General features: G+C 34.7%; 21 protein-coding genes. 1 reads left to right on the top strand and 20 read right to left on the bottom strand.

Translation table 11 applies throughout. The annotated features are described in order from the left end of the window. Positions 1-21: 21 nt before the first annotated feature. The 17 genes from AC1VNJ_RS14430 to AC1VNJ_RS14350 form a co-directional block, all read right to left on the bottom strand. Positions 22-1410: a sugar phosphate nucleotidyltransferase gene (locus tag AC1VNJ_RS14430; RefSeq protein ID WP_482640965.1), complete on the bottom strand. Its 1389-nt coding sequence runs from the start codon at positions 1408-1410 to the stop codon at positions 22-24. A gap of 88 nt (positions 1411-1498) precedes the next feature. After that, positions 1499-2818: a UDP-glucose dehydrogenase family protein gene (locus AC1VNJ_RS14425; RefSeq protein ID WP_482640964.1), complete on the bottom strand. Its 1320-nt coding sequence runs from the start codon at positions 2816-2818 to the stop codon at positions 1499-1501. Positions 2819-2893: 75 nt separating this feature from the next. Then, entirely contained in the window at positions 2894-3196 is a 303-nt protein-coding gene (locus AC1VNJ_RS14420) for an LbetaH domain-containing protein (RefSeq protein ID WP_482640963.1), read from the bottom strand. After that, a complete protein-coding gene (locus AC1VNJ_RS14415) occupies positions 3174-3569 on the bottom strand; it encodes a hypothetical protein (protein ID WP_482640962.1) in 396 nt (131 codons plus the stop codon). Before AC1VNJ_RS14415 ends, AC1VNJ_RS14420 begins: the two co-directional genes overlap by 23 nt. 59 nt (positions 3570-3628) lie before the next feature. Further along, the gene (locus tag AC1VNJ_RS14410; RefSeq protein WP_482640961.1) at positions 3629-4642 is read right to left on the bottom strand and encodes a capsular polysaccharide synthesis protein; all 1014 of its coding nucleotides are present in this window, start codon (positions 4640-4642) and stop codon (positions 3629-3631) included. Positions 4643-4737: 95 nt separating this feature from the next. After that, positions 4738-6285, bottom strand: coding sequence for an oligosaccharide flippase family protein (locus tag AC1VNJ_RS14405; protein WP_255899725.1), 1548 nt, complete (start codon positions 6283-6285; stop codon positions 4738-4740). A 1-nt stretch (position 6286) separates the two neighbouring features. Next, positions 6287-7528 carry a hypothetical protein gene (locus tag AC1VNJ_RS14400; RefSeq protein WP_482640960.1) on the bottom strand — a complete coding sequence of 414 codons (1242 nt, stop codon included), beginning with the start codon at positions 7526-7528 and terminating at the stop codon, positions 6287-6289. A 16-nt stretch (positions 7529-7544) separates the two neighbouring features. Then, entirely contained in the window at positions 7545-8264 is a 720-nt protein-coding gene (locus AC1VNJ_RS14395) for a glycosyltransferase family 2 protein (RefSeq protein WP_482640959.1), read from the bottom strand. A 24-nt stretch (positions 8265-8288) separates the two neighbouring features. Next, a complete protein-coding gene (locus AC1VNJ_RS14390; RefSeq protein ID WP_482640958.1) occupies positions 8289-9449 on the bottom strand; it encodes a glycosyltransferase in 1161 nt (386 codons plus the stop codon). Next, the gene (locus AC1VNJ_RS14385; protein WP_482640957.1) at positions 9437-10555 is read right to left on the bottom strand and encodes a glycosyltransferase; all 1119 of its coding nucleotides are present in this window, start codon (positions 10553-10555) and stop codon (positions 9437-9439) included. Before AC1VNJ_RS14385 ends, AC1VNJ_RS14390 begins: the two co-directional genes overlap by 13 nt. 294 nt (positions 10556-10849) lie before the next feature. Beyond that, positions 10850-12043: a glycosyltransferase family 4 protein gene (locus AC1VNJ_RS14380; RefSeq protein ID WP_482640956.1), complete on the bottom strand. Its 1194-nt coding sequence runs from the start codon at positions 12041-12043 to the stop codon at positions 10850-10852. Next, positions 12009-12911 carry a WecB/TagA/CpsF family glycosyltransferase gene (locus tag AC1VNJ_RS14375; protein WP_482640955.1) on the bottom strand — a complete coding sequence of 301 codons (903 nt, stop codon included), beginning with the start codon at positions 12909-12911 and terminating at the stop codon, positions 12009-12011. The genes AC1VNJ_RS14380 and AC1VNJ_RS14375 overlap by 35 nt, the downstream gene beginning before the upstream one ends. 403 nt (positions 12912-13314) lie before the next feature. Next, complete coding sequence (gene gmd / locus AC1VNJ_RS14370; RefSeq protein ID WP_482640954.1) at positions 13315-14394, bottom strand: GDP-mannose 4,6-dehydratase; 1080 nt, start codon at positions 14392-14394, stop codon at positions 13315-13317. A gap of 60 nt (positions 14395-14454) precedes the next feature. Further along, the gene (gene fcl / locus AC1VNJ_RS14365; protein ID WP_482640953.1) at positions 14455-15396 is read right to left on the bottom strand and encodes a GDP-L-fucose synthase; all 942 of its coding nucleotides are present in this window, start codon (positions 15394-15396) and stop codon (positions 14455-14457) included. A gap of 24 nt (positions 15397-15420) precedes the next feature. Continuing rightward, entirely contained in the window at positions 15421-16113 is a 693-nt protein-coding gene (locus AC1VNJ_RS14360) for a sugar transferase (RefSeq protein WP_482640952.1), read from the bottom strand. Between the two features lie 13 nt (positions 16114-16126). Further along, positions 16127-17020, bottom strand: coding sequence for a UTP--glucose-1-phosphate uridylyltransferase GalU (gene galU / locus AC1VNJ_RS14355; RefSeq protein WP_200508276.1), 894 nt, complete (start codon positions 17018-17020; stop codon positions 16127-16129). Positions 17021-17334: 314 nt separating this feature from the next. Then, positions 17335-18102, bottom strand: coding sequence for a tyrosine-protein phosphatase (locus tag AC1VNJ_RS14350; protein ID WP_482640951.1), 768 nt, complete (start codon positions 18100-18102; stop codon positions 17335-17337). Between the two features lie 543 nt (positions 18103-18645). Between AC1VNJ_RS14350 and AC1VNJ_RS14345 the strand changes: the two genes are divergently transcribed. Then, positions 18646-19104 carry a VanZ family protein gene (locus AC1VNJ_RS14345; protein WP_482640950.1) on the top strand — a complete coding sequence of 153 codons (459 nt, stop codon included), beginning with the start codon at positions 18646-18648 and terminating at the stop codon, positions 19102-19104. Positions 19105-19159: 55 nt separating this feature from the next. Here AC1VNJ_RS14345 and AC1VNJ_RS14340 read toward each other — a convergent pair whose 3' ends face one another. The 3 genes from AC1VNJ_RS14340 to AC1VNJ_RS14330 form a co-directional block, all read right to left on the bottom strand. Beyond that, positions 19160-21202, bottom strand: coding sequence for a SpoIID/LytB domain-containing protein (locus AC1VNJ_RS14340; protein WP_482640949.1), 2043 nt, complete (start codon positions 21200-21202; stop codon positions 19160-19162). 222 nt (positions 21203-21424) lie between these two features. Then, positions 21425-22705: a class II D-tagatose-bisphosphate aldolase non-catalytic subunit gene (locus tag AC1VNJ_RS14335; RefSeq protein ID WP_482640948.1), complete on the bottom strand. Its 1281-nt coding sequence runs from the start codon at positions 22703-22705 to the stop codon at positions 21425-21427. A 92-nt stretch (positions 22706-22797) separates the two neighbouring features. After that, positions 22798-23874 carry a PTS fructose transporter subunit IIC gene (locus AC1VNJ_RS14330; RefSeq protein ID WP_028414278.1) on the bottom strand — a complete coding sequence of 359 codons (1077 nt, stop codon included), beginning with the start codon at positions 23872-23874 and terminating at the stop codon, positions 22798-22800. Positions 23875-23878 lie beyond the last annotated feature (4 nt).

Here is a 23878-nt window from a genome sequence, read left to right as displayed (position 1 = left end):
ACTTTGTCTAAGCTTCTACTCTTATAAAATCACCTGCGGTCTTGACGATTGGAATTGTTTAATCACATCGTTCCAATCATAGACAAGGCGAATACTATCTTCATTTGATATCACTTTTCCCGTTTGGACTTCAATAAATTCAAGGTCAGTTAACGCATGAATTCCATGCTTTTTACCGGCCGGCAAGTGAACAATGTCCCCTGCTTTTACGCGGCGAATGTAGTCATCAAGCGCAAGCTCTCCTTCTCCGCGTACAATCGTCCATACTTCATCACGTAAATTATGATAGTGATACGTCGAGTTCTTCCCTTTCGAAATATGAATGCGTTTTGTAACCATTTCAGTTTCTTCATCATACTTCGCATAATCTAACACGCGTGACCAGCCCCAAAGACGTTCTTCATACATTGGAGGATAATCCCATTCGCCAATAATTTCTTTAATCTTAGGACTAGACGCTTTATCCGCAACTAAGATTCCGTCTGGACTAGCCGCAACAACGATATCCTTTACGCCTAACACCGTAACTGGAATATCTAATTCATTTACCAAATGCGTATTAGCTGAGTCATCCGTTAATACACCTTTTCCAATTTGAGATGTTGCCATTTCTTCTGTTAACGTATTCCACGTGCCGAGATCTTTCCAATAGCCGCTGTATGGAAGAGCTACGATATGATTTGCTTTTTCCACCACTTCATAGTCAAAACTAATTTTAGGCAGCTCAGCATATTCACTGTGCAACGTTTCAAAAGAAAGAGGCAAATTTTTTTCTTGTAAAATTTGAAGCAAATAGCCTAAACGAAATGCAAAAACGCCGCAGTTCCATAGCGCACGCTGATTAATTAAACCAACCGCTGCTTCTTCACTCGGCTTTTCTGTAAAACAATCTACTGTAAAATAATTATTTTCTTCTACGCTTCCTTCCGGCACAATGTATCCGTATTTAGATGAAGGATACGTAGGCGTCACACCCATTAAAGCTAAATCCGCTTTTGAATCACGAAGCACACTTTCTAAATCTTTAACCCGCTCAAAAAACCCGTCTTCAACGTACGGATCAACCGGCAGCACCACAACAATTTCATCTTCAGATGCTTGCTCTTTACAATTAAGATAAGAAGCAGCTAAAGCAATGGCCGGAAACGTATCGCGGCGTTCAGGTTCGATAATTAACGGAATGTCCGTTCCGACCTGGCTTCTGATCATATCACGCTGAAGCTTAGAAGTAGCAATAACCGTTGATTCATTTAACCCAACCGCTTCAATTTGATTCCAGACACGCTGAACCATTGACTCTTTCTGTCCTTCTCGTCCTTCTAATACTTTTAAAAACTGTTTTGAACGCGTATCATTTGATAATGGCCATAGACGCTTACCAGATCCACCCGATAACAATACAAGTTTCATTTATTTCCCTCCAATAAAAAAAGACCTGCTTCTGTGCAGCTCTTGCGTTTAGTTTATTTTAAATTAATTTTATTTCAGACTTACATCATTAAATTAATGAAACCTCTAAGTTATGAATCGTCTCTCTTCCAATAGAGTCGTACACCATAGTTGCACTTTTTACGCTTTCTAAGTCGTAACAGTTTCTACCGTCAATAACAATTGGACTTTTCATTAGTTTGCTGTAGTTTGATAAATCAAAGTGCTTTACTTGATCCCACTCTGTAAAGATAAAGCAAACGTCTGCATCTTTCAGCGTTTCTTCAATTGAATAACAATACGTGACGTCTTCTGGATGCACTTTCTTAAAGTTATCAATACCGATCGGATCCCATGCCCTAACATTCGCTCCGTCTTCTAACATAAGCGGAATATTTACAAGCGTAGGCGCTTCTCGTAAATCATCCGTTCCAGGTTTGAAAGTTAAACCAAGCACAGCTACATTTAATCCTTTTAAACTATCAAAATATTTTCTGGATTTTTTAATAAGTTTAAGCTTTTGATTTTCATTTACATCAATCGCAGCCTTAACCGTCTTTAACTCATAATCATGAAAATTCGCCAGCCAGTGCAATGCTTTGGTGTCCTTAGGGAAACAAGATCCACCGTAACCAATTCCTGCGTTTAAGAACTTGTTGCCAATACGACCGTCAAATCCCATGCCAAGGGCCACGTCTTCAATATCTGCACCAATAATCTCGCACAGATTTGCAATCTCATTAATAAATGATATCTTTAATGCTAAGAAATCATTAGATGCATACTTAATCATCTCAGCACTTTTTCTGTTCGTTACAACAATAGGAGCATCAAAATTTCTATATACTTGTTTTAATGTCTCACCAGCAGTTTCTTCTTCTACTCCAATTACAATTCGAGAAGTATGCAGCGTATCTTTTACAGCTGTCCCTTGAGATAAAAATTCTGGATTCGAAGCAACATATACATTCACATCATGTTTTAACTGAGATTTAATTAAGCTTTCAATTTTATCATTCGTACCAATTGGTACTGTTGATTTTACGACTACTACACAGTCTTTTTCAATACTAGCTGCAATTTGCTCCGCTACGCCATACACATAACTTAAATTTGCTGAACCATCAGCCTTTTCTGGAGTACCAACACCAATAAAAATAACGTCTGCATCTTTGTAAGCAGACTGGTAATCTGTTGTAAAATGCAAACGTTCCATATTATTATTCATTAACTCTTCAAGACCTGGTTCATAGATAGGTGACACACCTGATTTCATTAATGCTACTTTCTTATGGTCTATGTCTACACATGTAACAGAGTGTCCATATTCTGCAAGACATACTCCTGTTACTAAGCCGACGTATCCAGTTCCTGCTACTGCAATTTTCATGTTTGCACCACCTTCAATACATTTATAAATCACTTTAACAATAAACTCTAATATAAATTACTCTCTAAAACAATATTATTTACTAAACGTACCCCAGTGGATATTATCCTTTAATACTTTATTAACTCCTCCGATGATGGAGTTAGTTACTTTAAACTCTTTGCTGAGGGTACTGTTAGCCGCGACTACATTATTTGCTGGAATCATAACGCCTTTTAATACTGTACTTCTACAACCAATCCAAACATGATTTCCTATTATTATTTTTTCATCACTGTTAGTAATGTTTCCGCTTCTATCGTATATATCGTGCCAGTCAGTATCCATAAATAAACAATCCCAAGAAATTAGAACATTATTTCCAAAAATAATTTCCAAAAATAATTTCCTTATTGCACACAATTTCAGACTTTGCCGTAATAGAAAGTCTATCCCAAAAGTAAACTTTTCCTTTTGATGCTACAGATACTTTAGAACCTAGACCAATATCACTTCTTCCTTCAAAAATGACAGAACCGAAATTCTCCCAGATCCCTTTATCATATCTCTTATCAAAAATTCCTACGTTTCCAAATCCAAGCTTAATCAAGCCTGGTTTATATTCGGATATTTCTACATTTCCCTCTATAGCTTTTAAAAGGAAATTTTCCGAAACAAAAACTGGTAATTTCAAACCATTCCATTTGAAGTAACGCCAATTGAAACGTAATGTTTTGATAACCGAGAGCTCTTTTAAAATTTTAAAATTCATTAAACCTTATCCTCTAGTTTCTTTTTTCTACAGATCTTTTAATCGAATTGCTGTTAAAATTAATATCGCTTTAAAAATATATTAGTTTTGTCTATCCTTTGTGTCGATTGCATATATTTTTTATGAAAAAAGCCAAAAAAAGTCAAGTTTTCACTCTCATCCTGATTATTAAATATACTCCTTCTCTGATTTTTAAATAAAAATGTATTTTTCGTTAATTCATTTAATTCATCTTCGTTGTATTTTCTATTTAGATCTAGACTAAACATCATTAAATTATTAACTGGGACTCTCTCATACATTTCTTTGATTTGATCAATATTATTAAAAATTAGTTCTGTCATATAATCCATTAAAAAATAATCAATTACCCTATCTTCACTTTTCCAATAGGCAAAATAGAATTGTAACATAATATAAAAATAAGCATTACGAGGTTCACCTGCTAAAAATGCAATATTCCAACGTTTTTCCGAAATACAATAAAATGGTTCTCTTGGCATTTTCCCTATAAAAAAATCTGTTATAAAAAGTTCTTTAGGTATATCCTTTACCAGTAACATGGTAGAATCAATCCAAACTCCCCCATATTTATACAAAAGATATATTCTTACAATATCTGAAAAGTGTGTATAACTAATATTTCCATTTTGAAGCTTTTCCATGATATACTCAGGTAGATCTACGTATTGCTCGAAATTATATTTGTCTATTACTATTAATCGATGTTCATTAGAATTGTTTTCTATACTGGAAAAACACATTTTCACTAGTTCTGGAGCGTTATCTATTCCTTGCCACCAGAAAGACCAGATTAATCTTTCATCTTTGACATTATCTAAATTGTCCTTTTCACTCTCTTGTAGTAAATTCAATGTGTAGCCATACTTCGATTTTAAATATTTTAAAATTGCTCTATGTTTATTGGCATTAAGCTTATATGCAATTTTACTATCCATATGCTGTGCATAAGGAACTATTTTAGTACAAAAAATGGAAAATGCAGTACTTAAACCAAAATCTTTTATATCGCCAATTGAATTTCTGAATCTTTTTAAATAGTTCTTTTTCACTTATATCCCTCCTTTTAACTTATTAAACCCTTTTCTGCGCTCATCTCTTTAACACTCTCTGTTTGAACACTAATATATAGAAACCAAAGGTAGTGTTAAGTACTCTTCTTTCCTTTGATTTTCTTTAACAATATTCCTAGAATTTTTGTTCTCTCTTGGGAACTGAACAAAATAAATAAACTTATTATTGTTCCTCCCCCTCCCAACACTATTATCCAAACTATTAAACCAAACCAACTATCGATTTGGATATATAATTTTGAAACAAACATAAAAATGATACTAAGCGCGAAGCAATTCAGTACACTTTTAAGAATCACAGGATAAAATGTAAAATAAGATAACTTAAGGTAATAACATGCCAAGATAGGAATAATTATTAGTTGAACGACTATATTTAAAAACGCTGTAGTAAGTACTACTGCATACAGCCCTAATCCTGTCATTTGCAGCAATAATAAAATCAATATTAGATTTAATATTCCATTTAGTATACTTATCATGCTAGGAACTTTTAATTTATTAATAATAGTAAAAACATAATTTAATGGGTAAGAAACAGCACCCATAACATCTCCAACTAAAACAATAATTAAAACCTTATATATTGTTTTAGTATCCTGACCCGGAATCCAAAACTCTAAAAAAGAATAGCCTAATGCAAATAAACCAGCGAAGGTAACAGAACATATATACCCTGTTACTTTCATAGAAAGGTTGAACTCATTTATCATGCCTTTTTGATCATTCTTAGAATACGCTTCTAATTGTATTGGTCGAAAAGCTTGTGTGAATACTGCCACAAAGGTATTAAAAATAAAGGTAATGCTTTTAACTACAGATAACTGACCCATAGCAGTCGCATTTATAAATATATTAGTAACTAGCAAATCTAAACCACTATTTAAGGTAACTCCTAAGCTACTAATTGAATTCCAGCTTCCATTTGAGACTAACTCTTTCACAGCGGTTACAGAACTCTTTTTAGGGTTTATTGCTAAATTAGGTGTTAATTTTTTTGTTAAATATATGTTTGATATCAGCAAAAAGAGTGAAGAAATAATAATTGCAACTGATACCATCCAAACAGAGGGAATAAACAAACTAAATATAATAACTAGCGCTAATGCTTTTATAAGATATGAAATATTCTTTAAAAAAGCGGTTATATCTAATCTATTTTTTATAAAAGTAGCAATGTTAAAACAATTACTTAATAGCATTAATGTATAATTAATGACAACTAGTAGAAACAATATTTTCACATCTAGAACCATGTTTAAAGGTATTTTTATTAGGTTATCAAGATAAAATATAAAAATACACATGGGTACTAAAATGATAAAGGAAAGAAACAAATTTGCCACTATCACTGAATTATAATATTTGTTTGCTTTTCTGTAATCCATTTTATGGTATTCTAAAGCTACATATCTTGCAGCTAATGAATTCAATGCTACAGATATTATCTCAATATATCCTACTACATTATTTGCTAACCCTATATAACCGTAAGCTTCTACCCCTAGATTATTTGTAATATATGGTGTAAGTACTAGATTGATAACAATATTCAATACCAACCCTAGCACTGAAAAAAAGATATTTAGTATTATAGCCCACCTTGGGTTTAAAATTTTCATCTTATCTTTGTCCTTCGCTAATACTTCTTGCAGATTTAATATCTTTCAAAAATAATTCAATTAATATAAAAAACAATACACTGTAAAGGGATTGATAGGAGTAGAAAAAACCTATATTAGTTGCGAAGAATAGTATATCCTTCAATATTTTTACAATCACTATACTTTCTCTCTTTTTTTTGAACAAGATCCATCCGTCACGTAATTGAGCACTTAAACTATAAATGTACCAAACTAAGCCGAATATCCCATAACTAAACAAAAAACCATATATTCCATTATCAGTAATTAAATAACCTTGATTTATTCCAGTTTCTTCTTGCGATGAAACTAAAGTTGTATTTTGCATTCCATATCCGTATATCCATGCCAAAGGATTAGCATTTAATTTTTCAATGTAAAATTCTTGGCTTCTTTCCCTCACGTCGTATGTTGGATCTTTACTGTCTCCAAGTAAAATGGAGGTAAACTCACCAACAGCTGTAGATTGCATAATAAAGTTAAAACCTAATAATAAAGCTGCTACAATAATAGCAGTTTTATATAGATGACTCGCTTTATTGAGTAAAATAATGCCTGCAATTAAGATGAGGCATATAATAACTTCTCCTCTTCCTTTATTAACCAAAAAAACGTACATTAAAATCAATACTAGAAAAAAGATGTTCTTTTTTAAATTCACTTTTTTTAATATCTCACTAACAGCATGCATCAATATAAGATGCATAAAAGCCATATCAGCCACAATTCTTATACTTTCATAACGATAAGTGTATGGTACCTTTAAAAAATAATGGTCTGCTCCTACAATGTATTGCATTAAATAAATAGATGCTTCAATCCCAACAACTAGGTAAAGGATTTTCCAAAAAATATCTAATGTCAATTTTCCCTTTACAATTAAAGCTCTAAAAGGAAAATATAAAAACATTGTTATTAACCAAGCTCGTTGAGTTAAAATGCCGAGAATGAAGTTTTGATTATAAAATAATTTAGCCATTAACGCACTGAGGATTATTAAAATAGGTACTAAAAAAATGATTTTTGAAAATCTTCCTGAAAAATAGTGTTTTGGATATTTCATATAATAGTAGACAATAAAAAAAGTACTGTATAGAAACAATATATCTGAATACTGTATGCCAAGAAAATTATCTGTCATTGCAAAAAGGTCAAAACATTTATGCATCATTACTAATAAAATAATTATTAGTAATCTATCTTTATTTATTATACCCGTCATTACATTACCTACATTTCTACTTTTTTGCTATTAATGAATATAAATGACTTTTTATAGTAATGAAATAATATTGTTTTTTGCTAATAATGCCAAAGAGTTGCTTAATTTTCGCCGTTTCTCTAACTCCTATTTGTCCACTTGACATGCCACCCACTCTGAAATTTGATAGCACTTCATTAATTGGTGTAAATTTAACTTTTTGGCTTAAAAAAAGTCGCAACATAAATTCGTAGTCAGCTGAAGAACGGTACTGTAAATTAAATAAACCAAATTTTTTATATGTTTCCTTTGTAACAAAGCAAGTTGGATGTGTAATCATATGTTCTTTTAAAAATTCATGACTTTTAATAAAAAATGAATGTTCTTGCTCATTTTTTATATTTCGCTGAATTCCATAAATTACTTCATAGTTTTTTTGAGTGTAGTTTTGGGCAACCACCTGTAGCGTGTTCTTTTCATACCAATCATCACTGTTTACAATTCCAATCAAATTGCCCTTTGCCATGTTAATACCCTTATTCATAGCATCGTATATACCTTTGTCCGCTTCAGAAATATACGATAATTTTCCTTCGAATAATGGAATCCATTTTTCAATGATTGAGATAGTATTATCAGTAGAACCACCATCTACAATAATGTATTCAAAATTAGTGTAAGTCTGCTCATAAACTGAGCGAATAGTTGCTTCAATAGTTTTTTCACTATTAAAACAAGGTGTAATTAATGAAATCATAACTTCTTTACCTCACATTAAAATTCATGACTTATATAGTTCAATAAGTTTATTTCCAATAGATTCCATGGAAAAGTTATCATATACATAGTCTGATATAGTTTTAGAATTGTATTGATAGTGGTTGTTAAGCATATGCTTCATAGCGTGCGTTAACGTTTCAACATCTTCCTTCTCTATCAATAATCCATTTTTCTCGTTTACAAACGCATCTGGCCCGCCTGTTTTAGTAGCAATTACAGGCTTACCACATGCCATAGCCTCAATATATACTACTCCGAACGTTTCATATCTACTTGGCAATACGAAACAATCGCAATTATTCATTTGGCTGGCCACTTCTTCTCTGGACAATGGACCTAAGTACGTAATATTCTCACTTACTCCATATTCATCTGCCCACTTCTTAACAAGTTCAACAGCATCACCAGAACCTCCTAAAGCCAACTGGAAACTTGGATACTCTTTAACTATTTCTCCCATAGCAGCAATCAATATATCTATCCCTTTTTTTAATAATTGACCTTCATTTTTCATATAACAAACTGTCAAAAATTCAAAGGTGGATCGTTTAACGGGCTTATTATGTTCCGAAAACATAGAACAATCAATTACATTTCCAATTACATCTATTTTCGCACAATATTTTTGTATAAGTTCTTTTAATCCTTGACTTACACACACAACATTTTTAGCGTTAGAAAATACTTTATTTAATAAAATATTCATTTTGTTATTCAATACATTGGGGTGAAGCATGTACAGTGTAGAATGCTCCGTGATAATATACGGAACGTCTATTTTTTTTGATAGTTTATAAGCAGCATATCCACCCCATAAGGCACAATGAGCGTGTATAATATCTGGTTTATTTTCAGAAAAATATTTATCATAAAGTTTTAGTACAGTATTAGCAAAAGAATCTTTCTGCCCATACACTCCATTTCCGTGTTTAAAAGGGCAAAACTTTCTTGTTCTATAAATTTCAATTCCTTCCACATTTAAAACTTCTTCTTCTTCATAATTTATAAAATCTGAATAGTATTTTACAGAGTATGTATCACAATATATGATACTAACTTTGTGACCCAGCGACTTTAGAGCTCTTGCCTGATCCATAAAAAAACTACCAAGGGTTTTATCTTTATTATTAAATAAAAAAGATGGTATGATTAGAATGTGCATTTTTTTTCCTTTTCTTTTTTTAAATTTAAAGTACTAATTATAGTCTTAGCCGTCAATTCCCACCTAAAATTAGATTGAATTCGCTTTTTAGATTCTTCTTCTAAAGAATTTACAGTTTTTACTTTTTCTTTCATATCTTTTATATTATTAACTAGATATCCAGAAACACCATCTTCAATAATATAGTTAGGTCCCGGTGCTTTAAAGGCAACTACTGTACACCCCTGGTACATAGCCTCGAGTATACTCATACCAAAAATTTCTTTATCATTTAGGTTGATAAAAAAATCACTTGCTTTATAATAGCTATGAATTTCTTTATTAGGTACAGATTCAACATACTTAACTGTACTTTGTAGTTTTAAGTCAGAGACCTTTTGTAAGAATTCCTTTTGCAGTGTTCCTTTTCCTACAAATATCAAGTAGCAATCCTTCTTTAAATCCTGAATCAATTTTAGAGCACTCATTGGGTTTTTGTATCGTTCAAGTCTCCCTACAAAAATTAAAATCTTTTTGTTCTGTGGTATACCTAACTTTTTTCGTAATTCGAATTTAGATTGTTGTATGGTCGGTATAACTTCAGTATCTAATCCTACTGGTGCAATTTGAGCATTTATGACACCTGATTTGTTAAGTTGTTTATAGACAGTTGGTGTCTTAGCAAAAACTATACCTTCTTTAAAATATTTTATGTTACGCTTTGTAAACATTCTCATTAGAGCTGCCTTTAATATTTTATTACTATCACTATACAGAGTCCCTACATAGTTGTAACACTCTATACCCTTTTTATAACAAAAACGCATAACATGAGGTGCATAGATTTGATTATCACTTTGTAAATGAACAACATCGATTTTCAATTCAGTAAGAATAGAACAGTTAAAGAATCCATGATTAATGATATTTCTAGCTGGAACAGTTAACAAAATTGCTCCAGAAGAATCTTTTTCTTCTACAGTTGTTTTAACCTTATTTGAAAGCATTATAATATAAACATCGATGCCCATTTTTATAAATGCTTTTGCCAAACCTAATTCTTGCATATTATAAAAGCCTTTTTGCCCAGAGTCTCCACAATAAAGTCTTATCATTGCTAACCTCAATTTATTTCACCTCTATTCTATTTCAAATTATTCCTTCTTCTAAGAATAGTTGTTTAGAAACAATTACCTGAAATTTTTAGTCCTTTGACTTTATACATATTAAGTTATCTTTTTCTTAGTAATTTAGAAACATATATTTATTTTGAAAAAGCTGTATTATTTTTGTTCGTTTAGATATTGGTTGATCTTAAAGCGTTTTATTTACCGGTAACTCTTATTTTGCTATCCGGTTTCTTGTTAACTATATCAATTCATTTAGCTCTCAAACATTCAACATATTGAAAATTTTTATATTTAACTTAAGATAGTTTTATAGATTTTAGATAATTGAATATAGTTTTCTTTCTGTGATAAATTTTGTCTATAATAATTTAAAGAGCTATTTGTCATATTATTAAGACTTTCAACTGTCTTTTGTAAATCAGTAGCGGAATCAAACTGAAATTTCAAACCATTAACCCCGTTTTCGATTAAACTTCCAACATTACCAATATTACTTCCGATTATTGGAGTTCCAGTTGCGAGACTTTCTACGATACTCATCGGAAACCCTTCATACCATTGTGTTGGAAGTATTAAAGCTTTGGATTCACCAACAATATCTTTCACTTGTGGATTTTCAACGAATCCTAGCATCTTCACATTAGTTAATTTATTCTCTTCTATATATTTTCTACACCAATTTTCTTCAGGTCCAGTACCGCATATTATTAATTCTAAACCTTTTATATCTTTCCACGCCTCTAACAGTAGCCTAATTCCCTTTAATTTATCAAGCCTTCCAGCAAAAACAACTTGATTTTTGCGCTCTTCATACGGAATAAAGTCTTTTTTGAAATTAGCAAAATTGGGTTTAACGTACAACCTATTAGCATCAAAAATTGATTGCTTACCATCTTTTGTCTCTAACAACTTTTTTTTATTAAAATCTGTTAAACAAATGTAATGAACTTTCCTATAAGTTCCTAATAATCTATGAATTTTCAAAGTAAGAGCTAAACCCAATGTTTGCAAAACACTGCCTCTGTAGCACTTGTATTTAATAGAGCATTGCAATCCGTTTTTCACACAATCTTCGCATACCCCTCCATTCCCCTGTGCATCTTCACGATAAAAAGTAGCAGCAGGGCATACTAGTCGAAAATTATGTATAGTTTGTATTACTGGTACTTTACTTAAAAATGCAGCGTAATAGACAGAAGGACTGACAAGAGTTAGTGTATTATGAACATGTACAATATCTATTTTTTGTTTTTTAATAATTTGTTTAACTTGTTTGTAAGTTTTGAATGAAAAAATCATTGTTAATGGTAGAAGCATTTTTTGAAATTTATTTATCCTATTAAGTTCCATATTGTTACGGCTATATAAAATAACCTCATGCCCGTAATCTTCTAACATCTTCTTTTCATTCGCTACAACTGTGTCCTCTCCCCCAGGCACTTGATAGTAATTATGAACCATTAGAACTCTTAGTTTTCTCACCATACCCTCTCCCTCCCTTCTTTCTGTATGATTTAACTTTCGCCCCTGTAAGTATTAACCACACAAACTTAGAATTGGTATAGAGATATCTTTTAAATAGTCTTTTGGGATCTTGTAAGAGTCTATAGAACCACTCAAGGTTGTTTTGTTGCATCCATTTGGGTGCTCTTGAGATATTGTTAGCATGATAATCGAATCCAGCTCCTACTCCAATCATCAGTCCATTAATTTTGCCTTGATGTTCCGCCATCCATCTTTCTTGCTTAGGTGCCCCAAGCCCTACCCAAATAAAGTCTGGCTTAGCCTCATTAATGCGATTTATAACTTCTAAATCTTCTTCAGTCGTCAAAGCTCTAAAAGGTGGGCTGTACATTCCCGCAATATGTATACCTGCATATTTTTTTTCTAATTCTTCACGCAATTTTTCTAGTGTAGCATCTGTAGAACCGTAAAAGTAATGACGATACCCACTCTCAGTTGATACTTTAAATAACTCGTCCATGAGACTCGGTCCTGTAATTCTAGCTATATCCTTATGACCCAGCTTTCTTCCAATCGTGGATAGCGGTCCACCATCCGGAATGGCCATTAATCCGTTGTTTTGTATAGAACAATATTGTGCGTCTTCATAAGAGAGAACCGTAGTGTGTACATTAGAAACACATATATAGTCTCCAGCTAATTCATTACCGTTACCACTTTTTATATTTTCTTTTAAATAACTTAAAAGCCACTCCATGTTGATTGCTGCAATATTTACCCCAAGAACATTACAAATAGGAATTTCTTTTTTATTAACTAATCTATTAAAGATCTTTTCATCATTTATAGTCTTACTGTTGATTAAACTTTCATCAATAGACTCTTTCATTAATTATCAATTATCTCCCCTCTATAGTGAGATGCGTGCTAAAAAATATAACTATGGAGACATTCCATTAAAGTCTAATAAAATACTAATGAAACATTCTCGTTCGTCACTTTTTAATTCAAATTATAGATAACTTATCAAGTTCTATTCTAAAAATTATATTTAGTGTCTTATTGAAGGTAATTAAACTCCCCTTACATTTATCAATCACTACAATCGAGATATTGTAGCATAAAAAAAGAGCCCCTCTTTAGTCACTGTATATTGCCAGTTTTATTGATGACAAATATACATACAAAAGAGGTTAACTCTTAATAAAAAATATATTTTTTTATAATATAACTAAATAAATATTACCTAGACTTTATTTAATAAAAACAAACCTAATAATTTAAGTGTAAGCTCAGTCAAACATTACCTTGATCTTCTCTTCACTCTCAACCTTCTTCATATCCGCTTTAACCATAATACGAACTAGCTCTTCAAATGAAGTCTTAGTTGGATTCCAGTTTAATAGCGTCTTCGCTTTAGTCGGATCTCCTAATAATTGTTCAACTTCTGCAGGACGGAAGAATTTAGGATCAATTTCTACAATCACTTCACCCGTTGCTTTGTTGGTTCCTTTTTCTTCTAAGCCTTCACCGCTCCACTCAATTTCAATGCCTGTATGTTTAAATGCAAGCTGCACAAATTCGCGCACTGAATGCATTTCACCAGTCGCAATAACAAAATCTTCTGGCTTATCGTACTGAAGAATTAACCACATACATTCTACATAATCTTTTGCGTAACCCCAGTCGCGTAGAGAATCTAAGTTTCCTAGCGTTAATTTTTGTTGTTTGCCTTGTGCGATACGTGAAGCAGCAAGCGTAATTTTACGCGTTACAAACGTTTCACCGCGGCGCTCTGACTCATGGTTAAATAAAATACCGTTCACTGCGAACATATTATAAGATTCACGGTAGTTCTTTGTAATCCAGAAACCGTAAATTTTCGCTACGCCGTATGGAGAACGCGGATAAAAAGGCGTTGTTTCTTTTTGTGGCACTTCTTGTACTTTACCGTACAGCTCAGATGTAGAAGCTTGGTACACGCGTGTTTTGTCAGTTAATCCTAAAATACGTACAGCTTCAAGAATATTTAACGTACCTTTTGCATCAACATCTAATGTATATCCAGGCATATCAAATGATACACGTACATGTGACTGTGCGGCTAGATTGTAAATTTCATCCGGCTGAATGTCACCAATGATACGCGTAACGTTTAGTGCATCCGTTACGTCACCATAGTGAAGGTGGAAGTTTGAGTTGTTTAATAATGCGCTTGCTGCTTCTTCTGTTAAAAGATCTTCTAGACGCTCTTGGTTATAAGAAGAGCTACGGCGTATTAATCCGTGCACTTCGTAACCTTTTTCTAGTAAAAATTCTGCTAAATATGATCCGTCTTGTCCTGTTACACCTGTAATTAATGCTGTTTTCATCTTATCCTCCATATATATCAACTGTTATTTTTATTATTTAGTTTAATGCAAGATTTCTACTTATTTTGCTGCAACTAGTTCGTTATCTAAAAACCATTGATACGCTTTTTGAAGGCCGTCTTCTAAAGCTGTTTCCGCTTTCCAGCCAAGGCCGTTCAACTTTGTTACGTCCACTAGTTTACGAGGCGTTCCGTCTGGTTTTGAAGTATCAAATTGAATGTCTCCTTCATATCCGACAACTGCTTTTACTTTTTCACCAAGCTCTTTAATTGTAATATCTTCTCCCACACCGATATTAACAATTTCATTGCCTTCGTATGTATTCATTAAGAACACGCACGCATCTGCCAGATCATCTGAATATAGAAATTCACGTTTTGGTGTGCCTGTTCCCCACATTTCAACAAACGGCGCATTGCTTGCTTTCGCTTCGTGGAACTTGCGAAGTAATGCAGGAAGAACGTGTGATGTATGAAGATCAAAGTTGTCATTTGGCCCATAAAGGTTAGTAGGCATTGCTGAAATGTATTTTGTTCCATACTGGCGGTTATACGATTCACACATTTTAATACCGGCAATTTTAGCAATCGCATATGGTTCATTTGTTGGTTCAAGCGCACCTGTTAGTAAGTACTCTTCTTTTAAAGGCTGAGGCGCTAACTTTGGATAAATACATGTGCTTCCCAAGAACAATAGCTTTTCTACATTATTACGATATGCTGCATCAATGATATTTGATTGAATCAATAAATTATCATGAATAAATTCAGCTGGATATTCATTGTTTGCTACAATTCCGCCTACTTTAGCGGCTGCTAAGAAAACAAATTCTGGCTTTTCTTCTGCAAAAAATGCGTTGACTTGCGGTTTGTCTCGTAAATCTAACTCAGCGCTTGTGCGATATACTAAATTGTTATAGCCTTTTTCCTGTAATTTTCGTACGATAGCTGAACCAACAAGCCCTCTGTGGCCAGCTACATAAATTTTTGAATGTTTGTTCATTTTAAAACACCATCTTTCCTTTGGTTAATAGGCATTTTTTGATCCAAACAGTAAAAGAACCGTTCGGCAAATAATTGTAATATCTGTCTTTAAAGACCGTGTTGTCATGTACGTTAAATCTAATTCAACCATTTCTTCAAAACCAACGTTGCTTCTTCCGCTGACTTGCCATAGTCCTGTACAGCCAGGCGTTACGAGCAGACGCTGTTTTTGATATTCGGTATATTCATTGACTTCTCTTACGAGCGGCGGCCGTGGTCCCACTAGACTCATATCACCTTTTAACACGTTTAATAACTGAGGAAGTTCATCGATACTTGTTTTCCGAATAAATCTTCCTATCTTCGTCACGCGCGGGTCGTTTTTCATTTTAAACATGGCACCCGTTGCTTCATTTTGCAGAAGTAACTCTGCTAACTTGGCTTCTGCATCTGATACCATGGAACGAAATTTATACATGTTAAATTCTTTGCCATCTTTACCTACACGCTTTTGTGAAAAGAAAATCGAACCTTTTGGATCTTCTATTTTAATCAATAGACCAACCACAATAAAAACAATTAATAGTACAAGCAGTCCTGCCAATGCTCCGATTACATCGATACATCTTTTCGAAAAAAGGTATCCTTTCTTATTGTTAGGATTTACTTTTTTCTCTGCTGGGGGTGCTTGGACAGCAGCTTCTGTTTTTGGTTCAGCAATCACTGGCAACTTCATTCACCCCTTCTAATCACTCAACAGTTACTTTATTGTCCGCTTCTTTTTTTACTAGATTATCCATAATCTCTAGTAAACTTTCTTTTAACTCTGGGTGCTGCAGTGCAAATTCAATTGTTGTTTCAATAAATCCTAGCTTTTCTCCAACATCGTATCGTTTGCCTTCAAAATCATAAGCAAATACACGCTGGATTTCGTTTAATTTTTGAATGGCATCGGTTAATTGAATTTCACCGCCGGCTCCTACTTCTTGTTCTTCTAAAAACTTAAAGATTTCAGGTGTAAATACGTAGCGTCCCATAATTGCTAGATTTGAAGGAGCCGTTCCTGCTGATGGTTTTTCAACAAATGTGTTAACTTGATGGCGGCGGCCGTCATTTGAAATTGGATCAACAATTCCGTAGCGGTGCGTTTGATTATCAGGCACTGTTTGAACGCCGATTACTGAAGATAACGTTTGTTCATATTCATTCATCAGCTGACGAAGACATGGTGTTTCGGCCTGTACAATGTCATCGCCAAGCAGTACAGCAAAAGGCTCGTCTCCAATAAACTTACGTGCACACCATACTGCATGCCCTAACCCTTTTGGTTCTTTTTGACGAATGTAATGAATTTCTACGTTCGATGATTGCTGTACTTTTTCTAAAATATCAAACTTCTCTTTTGAAACGAGGTTATTTTCCAGCTCAGGTGCAAAGTCGAAATGATCTTCAATCGCTCTTTTGCCTTTACCTGTGACGATAATAATGTCTTCGATTCCTGAGGCAATCGCTTCTTCAACGATGTATTGAATCGTTGGCTTATCGACAATTGGAAGCATTTCTTTTGGCATTGCCTTTGTAGCTGGCAGGAAGCGTGTTCCGAGTCCAGCTGCTGGAATAATTGCTTTTTTTACTTTTTTCATCAATTCATCATCCCTCATTCTCTCTTTTTATTTACTGATTTAGGTATGTACGAGATGTAAATACTTATGAAAACGCTGTACATATACAGCTCTTTCATAAGTATTTACACAATTAAATTTTGGGCATCTAACCCGTCCTCACACCATACTCTTGACAACAATTGTGTCTAAGGTGTTTGAGCACCCACAGTACAGCCGAGTATCTCCTTTGATAGTGGTTAGGAGATATCACCATTTTTTAATATTTGTAACTTTTATTGAATATTAATCCACTATCACTAAAAAAAGAAGAAAGTTGTCAGGAATTCTGTCTTTTAAAAAATTCCTAAAAACTTTTTCTTCTTCACTTGCTGGGGCGTATCTTGAAAACAAACGTAGCCTTTCATAACAGCTTCTGCATTTTCATGAAACATATATAGTGTGTCAATTCCGTATTCAGATGAAACCAACTCGCTTGCTTCTTGCATGTAGAAGTTTCTTCCTGACAGATTGTGTGCATCAGAAGCAATCATATGAGTTAAGTTTGCATGGATTAAATCCATAGAAAATTTCTTGATTTTTTTACCGAATCTTCCTGTTAAGCTGGATGCTGTAACTTGAGTGAGAACTCCTTTGTTCACCAGCTTGTATAAAATATCTGGATCTTCTATAAGCCGGCTGTTTCGCTCAGGATGAACAATAATAGGTGTTAGCCCTTCCGACTGGATGTTGTAGACTAATTTTTCTGTAAATTTCGGCACTTGGCTGGATGGCAGTTCTAAAAACAGGTACTTATCTGTTTGATTTAAAGTAAGTATTTTACCATCTTGATAGTCTTTAATAATTTCTCCATATATACGAGACTCTTGACCTGGTAATATCGTAAGGGGGATATTTTCTTGATGCAGATGCGTGTTTAACCGTTCCACTCGCTGTATAATTTTATTTTTTTCATTTATGTATTGGCCATTTTGGTGGTGAGGAGTTGCAACAATCGTATGAATCCCTTCACTTACTGCTTGCTTTGCCATTTGTAAGCTGTCTTCTATGGTTTTAGCACCGTCGTCGATACCGTGCAAAATATGACAGTGAAGATCAATCATTTTTTATTTCCTCCTTCTCCTCCAAATAAGCTATATGAACTAGTTTATACTTATGAAATACTACCATAGGCATATTAACCCTTCAATGTCTTATTTTGTCGAAAATTATCAAATGACCAAATTTCTTCTTATTATGACGTTTTTTGTATCTGAAATAGTCTTTTCTTATCATGATAAACGTTATAATCATATACTAATTTTTTATAATAATTAGATCTATTTTCATTTAAAAGAATTTTATTCCAATTGACTCCACAAAACCTATTTTATCAGTGAAACTATTGTATTTATTGAGCCTAGAGAATTATTTATTTTTAAATTTCTGATAAAAATATGATTTTTTCGTTCGTTATATTGAAAACGCAACCATTGCCTTCATTGTTGCTTTTTCGTCGAAAACAAACTCAATAAATAGTCATTTTAACCTAATTAATATGTAGTTAATAAGACTCAATAAAGTCATATACTCTAACTAATTCCTTGCATTTTTCACCATCTTTTTTTATCATTAAGTGAAAATTTTGTAGAGAAAAGAGTTTTTTTATGATTTTAAAACGTGTATTATTAGTTCTTTTGCTATTATCTATTTCAAAGTTCTCCCATACTCCGCATTTGCAAGTAACGGATCCTTCTAGCTGGACGAATCCATCCGTTTGGGATCACAGCGCTACGCTTTGGTCTGTACTGCACCCTGGCAGTGAATTTTTCACAGCCTACAGCTACGGCTTTAACGTTGAGTTCATTGTACGAAAAATTGCCCACCTTTCTTTTTTCGGCATGCTAGGCTTACTTTTTTACTGGAACTTAAAAAAGCAGAGCTATCGTTACATAAAAGCATGGCTGTGTGTAGCTGCGTTTGCATTTATAGATGAAGTGCATCAGGCATTTATTATCGGTCGAGATGGTCGGATTATAGATGTAGCTGTTGATTCACTAGGTGCAGCCATTGCTTTATATTTGTTATATCGGGCGAGAAGAACGAATATAAGAGTACCAAAATAAGAAAAAAGCATGCCGCTGGCATGCTTTTTTCTTATGCTGAAAATCTAGTATTCTTTTATTTTACCGTCACTTTCGTATACGTGCTGTAGCCGCCTTGGCCTTTCACTAACACGTGCAGAAGTGTCCCGGCTTTTTGCTTTGGAATCGCAATCGAAAAGTTTCCTGCATTATCTGCTTTTCCCGTCGTAATAATATCTGGCCATACTTTTACATAAATTGTTGAGTTTGGCTCCGCACTTCCTGTAAGTTTCGTATCCTGGCTTGAAACAGCGTTAACTTTTGCTGCTTGCGGCGACTGATTCGTTTGCACAAATAGTTTTGTATAGGTACTATAGCCGCCTTGGCCTTTCACTAATACGTGAAGCTGTCTACCCGCCGGCTGGTTTGGAATTGTAATAGAGAAGTTTCCTGCATTATCCGTTTTTCCCGTCGCAATCGTATCCGGCCATACTTTTACGTAAATAGTCGAATTTGGCTCCGCTGTTCCCGTTAGGTTTGTATCTCCTTCATGTAACTCATTTACTTTTGCTGCTTCAGGGACTGAATCAGGCTGTACATAAATTTTTGTGTACGTACTGTAGCCGCCTTGGCCTTTGACCAGTACGTGAAGCATCGTTCCCGCTACTTGTTTCGGCACGTCAAATGAAAAATTCCCTGCAGCGTCTGCTGTTCCTGTTGCAATTGTATTCGGCCATACTTTTACGTAGATGGTTGAATTAGGTTCAGCTGTTCCTGATAGTTTACTATCGCCAGCCTTGATTGGATCTACTTGAGCTGGATTTGGAATAGTGACTCTAGGGTATTTGTCCTCGTAATGAGAGACTAGGCTTACGCCTGGATAGTAAAAGTTTAGTATATCCGTATATGATTTTCCTTGAGCAGCCATGCCATTTGCTCCGAATTGACTTAAACCGACTCCATGCCCGTTTCCTTTTCCTTCAATAGTAATCGTTTGAGTATCTGCCTTTTGATTAGTGACCATCAAACTTTTAAAGCGAATGCCATCAAGCATAAATCGAATGTTATCTGCTTTATCTCCGGTTCGACTCCATGTTTTAACCGCAAGCTTATTGTCTTGATCTACTTCGCCTTTCATTACGTAGGTTACGCTGATATCTCCTTTGCTCATACGCTGACCTGACGTTGGCTGATAAAGGCTAATTTTAGAAATGCCTACAATTTTAATGTCTTTTCCTTTAAATTGAGTCGCTGTTTGCATTTGTGCTTTAATTTTTCCTGCAATTTTTTTATCCGCTTCTTTCGTTTGACTCCACCATGAATTTGGGTTTTTCAAATCTTTTGTAGATAGGTCAATCTGCTGTTTTTGAACTGTTAATGACCATTTTGTTTGAGGATCATACGGATCATTTTTCACTTGGAAGTAAGGATGAGAAGCTTTTCCCCATGCATTATAATCAGATTCAATGATTCCGCCGTTGCTTGAAGAAAACACAGAGTTAATTAACTCCCCGTTGTACTTTAATACTTTTCCAAACGTTTCATCAACTGCGCTGGTGGTGCTGTTGTACCATTCATATCCTCCGTATACCTGAAAACTTGTTGTATCATCAATGATTTTATTTGCATAGCTTAAAGCGTATGTTCTCGCAGCAACAGCCTGAGATTTTAACGCATCGGCATGCCAAGACGTATACACTTCTTTTGGAACAACGCCTTTTAAATAATCTTCCATTGGAATTGTATTGATGGGTCTGACATATTTGCTGCTTTCGTTGGTAAACTGTACGTTTCCTAAGTAGTTTCGGTTATTAATAGAAAGGAAGGCTTCGTATGTAGATGGTTTAGTAGTGAAGCTATCGAATTCACCAAGAACTTCTTGGTTATGCAGTAGTTTGACTTTGCTCCCCGCTACTTTTACTTCATACTCTGTATTAGCTTGAAGCGTTACTTTGCTGTCTGCAATCGTATAGGACTGCGATGGCTTAATTTTAATACTGGATTGATTGCCTAAATAATTTTTTAATTTTACTGATACCGTCGGCTCTGTTTCAACTGCTTGTACAGGCTTAATTGCAGCACTATAGCTAAACGTAATCAGTAAACTTAGCATGAATAAAACAGGTAAAATCTTTTTCATTCTGTCTACTTGTCTCCTTGTCTATTTTTCTGTTTTCCTTCGTTATATCGGCAGACTTTCGACATTTTTTAATCTTTTTAGCTACGTTTATTTAAAAATATTTCTTTGGGACTGAGTATAACGATTACCGTTGAGTTCTTTTACGCCAAAAAAGGCTGTTGAGAACAAAGCTTCTCAACAGCCTGATAGAAAAGTAGAAAGTTCCTTCTGCTTTTTATTTTTTTATACTTCAACACCAATTTCTTTCATAATCTTTGTCGTGCTTCCTTCTAAGTTAAAACACTCCACGTATTGATTTAAAGAACGTTTGATTCGATTGATAACGAAGCGTTCTCCGTCAATATTGCACTGTTGTAAATTATGGAATAACGTTTGAATTTCAGCTTTTACTTCTTCATGGTTAAATGCATAGTGACCTGCAATATCTAAAATTTTATCAGTAAGTTCTTTTTGCTGGAAAATATCTTCGATTTGCAGCTGGCGCTGATCACCTACCATCCATTTTCTCCATCTTTCACTTTTAATTGCTTGAAGTGTTAAGACGTATTCAACATTTGATTGATGTTCAATGAGTCCATCTTGAGCAAGCTGAGCTTCTACTTTCGCTAATTCAATATACGCACGCGTTTCTTCGGTACCGAACTGCGGAGCAACGTTTGTGGCGGTGATGCCAAGCGGCAGGTGCTGCAGCAAAATATGATCGTCGATATAATCTCCGTTGTGTTCTTTAAGGCCTACTCCATACTGTTTGGCGATGCTTGCTAGCTCTTGAGCATTTTTAGAGTTAAATGTTCCTACATTTTCTGTCATTTTTACAAGCGTTCCTGTTTGACCTACGATAAAGGTTGGAGTAGGCAATTGTCGTTTCTCCAGCTCGCTGTTTAACGTTTGAATAAACGTTTCGTAGGTTTCTCGTGAAGTTAACCCCCCGTTTGTCTCTTCTGTCCCTACTTCATAGCCAATTTCAGCTAATCCCAGTCGTTTTCGTTCACTTTCACAGTACTGAATTAATTCAATTGTACGACTCAGCACACTTTCCATCGGAACAACTTTTCCCATTTCATAAGGATCTTTTGTTGGATCAATATGAAGCAAATCAAATCCGTTAACCAAATCCTCTAAGTATGACTGCTTTCCTAACTGCATCGCCAGTTCTTCTTCTAAATGATCATTTCTTTCATTGTCTCGCTGCCACGGGCCGCCGTGATCTCGGCATGTGTAGTACAAGCCGTCAAACCCTGTTTCATCCGCTGTTTCAGCAATCGTTTGAGTGAACGTTCTTTGATTCCAGTTGCACACGTAGCCTCCGCCTAGTTCTGCTGCATCTACTTGGTTGCGGCTAGCAATAAATAACAGCGGAAAATCTTTTTCTTTTCCTAATTCAAAACAAGCCTTTAATAAAGTTTTAGACATTGGTCCAATTCCTAGAAGCGTAACCGCCTCCCCTTTGTCTTGCATGTTGAGCATTACTTTTACCACTTCGTTAATGTTTACTTTTTGCATGATACTTCCTCCTTTTATGGTTAACACCCCTTTAAAATGGAACGAACAATATGTATACACATATTGTTCATTCGAGGGATTGCTATTGACTTTTAGACGCTGATGCTTTGTTGATCCATTGGTTCTTCTTCAGGCACTTCTTTTGTTACATCTTTCTTTAAAGCATTGACCATGACGGCTGTCACGACTGTTCCTGCTAAAATAGCTCCTATATACCAAAGCTTATGATCGACAACCAATAAAACAATTGGCCCTCCATGAGGAGCATGATCTGTTACTTTGGCAAGAGCGCCAATGACGGCTCCTGTGGCAGACCCTACCATGATAGAAGGCAGTACTCGAAAAGGATCGGCTGCGGCAAACGGAATGGCTCCTTCTGTAATACCTATCATCCCCATGGCAAAAGCTGCTTTTCCCGCTTGTCTTTCTTGATCGTTGTATTTTTTCTTGCTTAATAAGGTAGCCAGTCCTAAACCAAGAGGAGGAGTACAAATTGCTATTGCAATAATCCCCATAATGGTATACACGCCTTCTGCCATCATTCCAAAAGCAAACATACAGGCTACTTTATTAATAGGACCTCCCATATCAAATGCAATCATGCATCCTAAGATAACCGCTAATAAAATTAAACTTGACCCATTCATTTGTTTTAACGTTTCCGTCATAGCTGTCATAAAATAACCAATCGGCTTGGCTAATAAATAGATGTATCCTAAACCAATTACGAGTGAACTGGTAATCGGAATGATAAAAATAGGCATGATTGGCCGAAGCATGGTCGGCACTCTCCAGGTTTTTACCCACTGAACAAAACAGCCTGCTAAAAATCCTAAAACAATTGCTCCGAGAAATCCTGCTTTTACCTCACTGTCACCAATCGGTGTGTTAGCGATGTACCCAACAATCATCCCCGGCACAAGGCCAGGCTTACCCGCAATGGAGTAAGCGATATAGCCTGCTAAAACCGGAACCATCATCGTAAATCCAGCTGTACCAATACTTAAGATGTTATTCATTAAAGGGTTGGTGACTTCCATTCCATTTTCCCCGGGTGTTCCTGTAGCTAACGCAGCTGCTATGCAAATGCCGCCCACTACAACCGCTGGAATCATGTAGGAAACACCCGTCATTAAATGATTTTTTAAGATCTTAAAAAACTCTTTCATAGCA

The organism is Priestia sp. 3CA3 (assembly GCF_056836725.1).
Note: the sequence above shows the minus strand (reverse complement) of the source record. Positions and strands in the feature narration are given on the sequence as shown.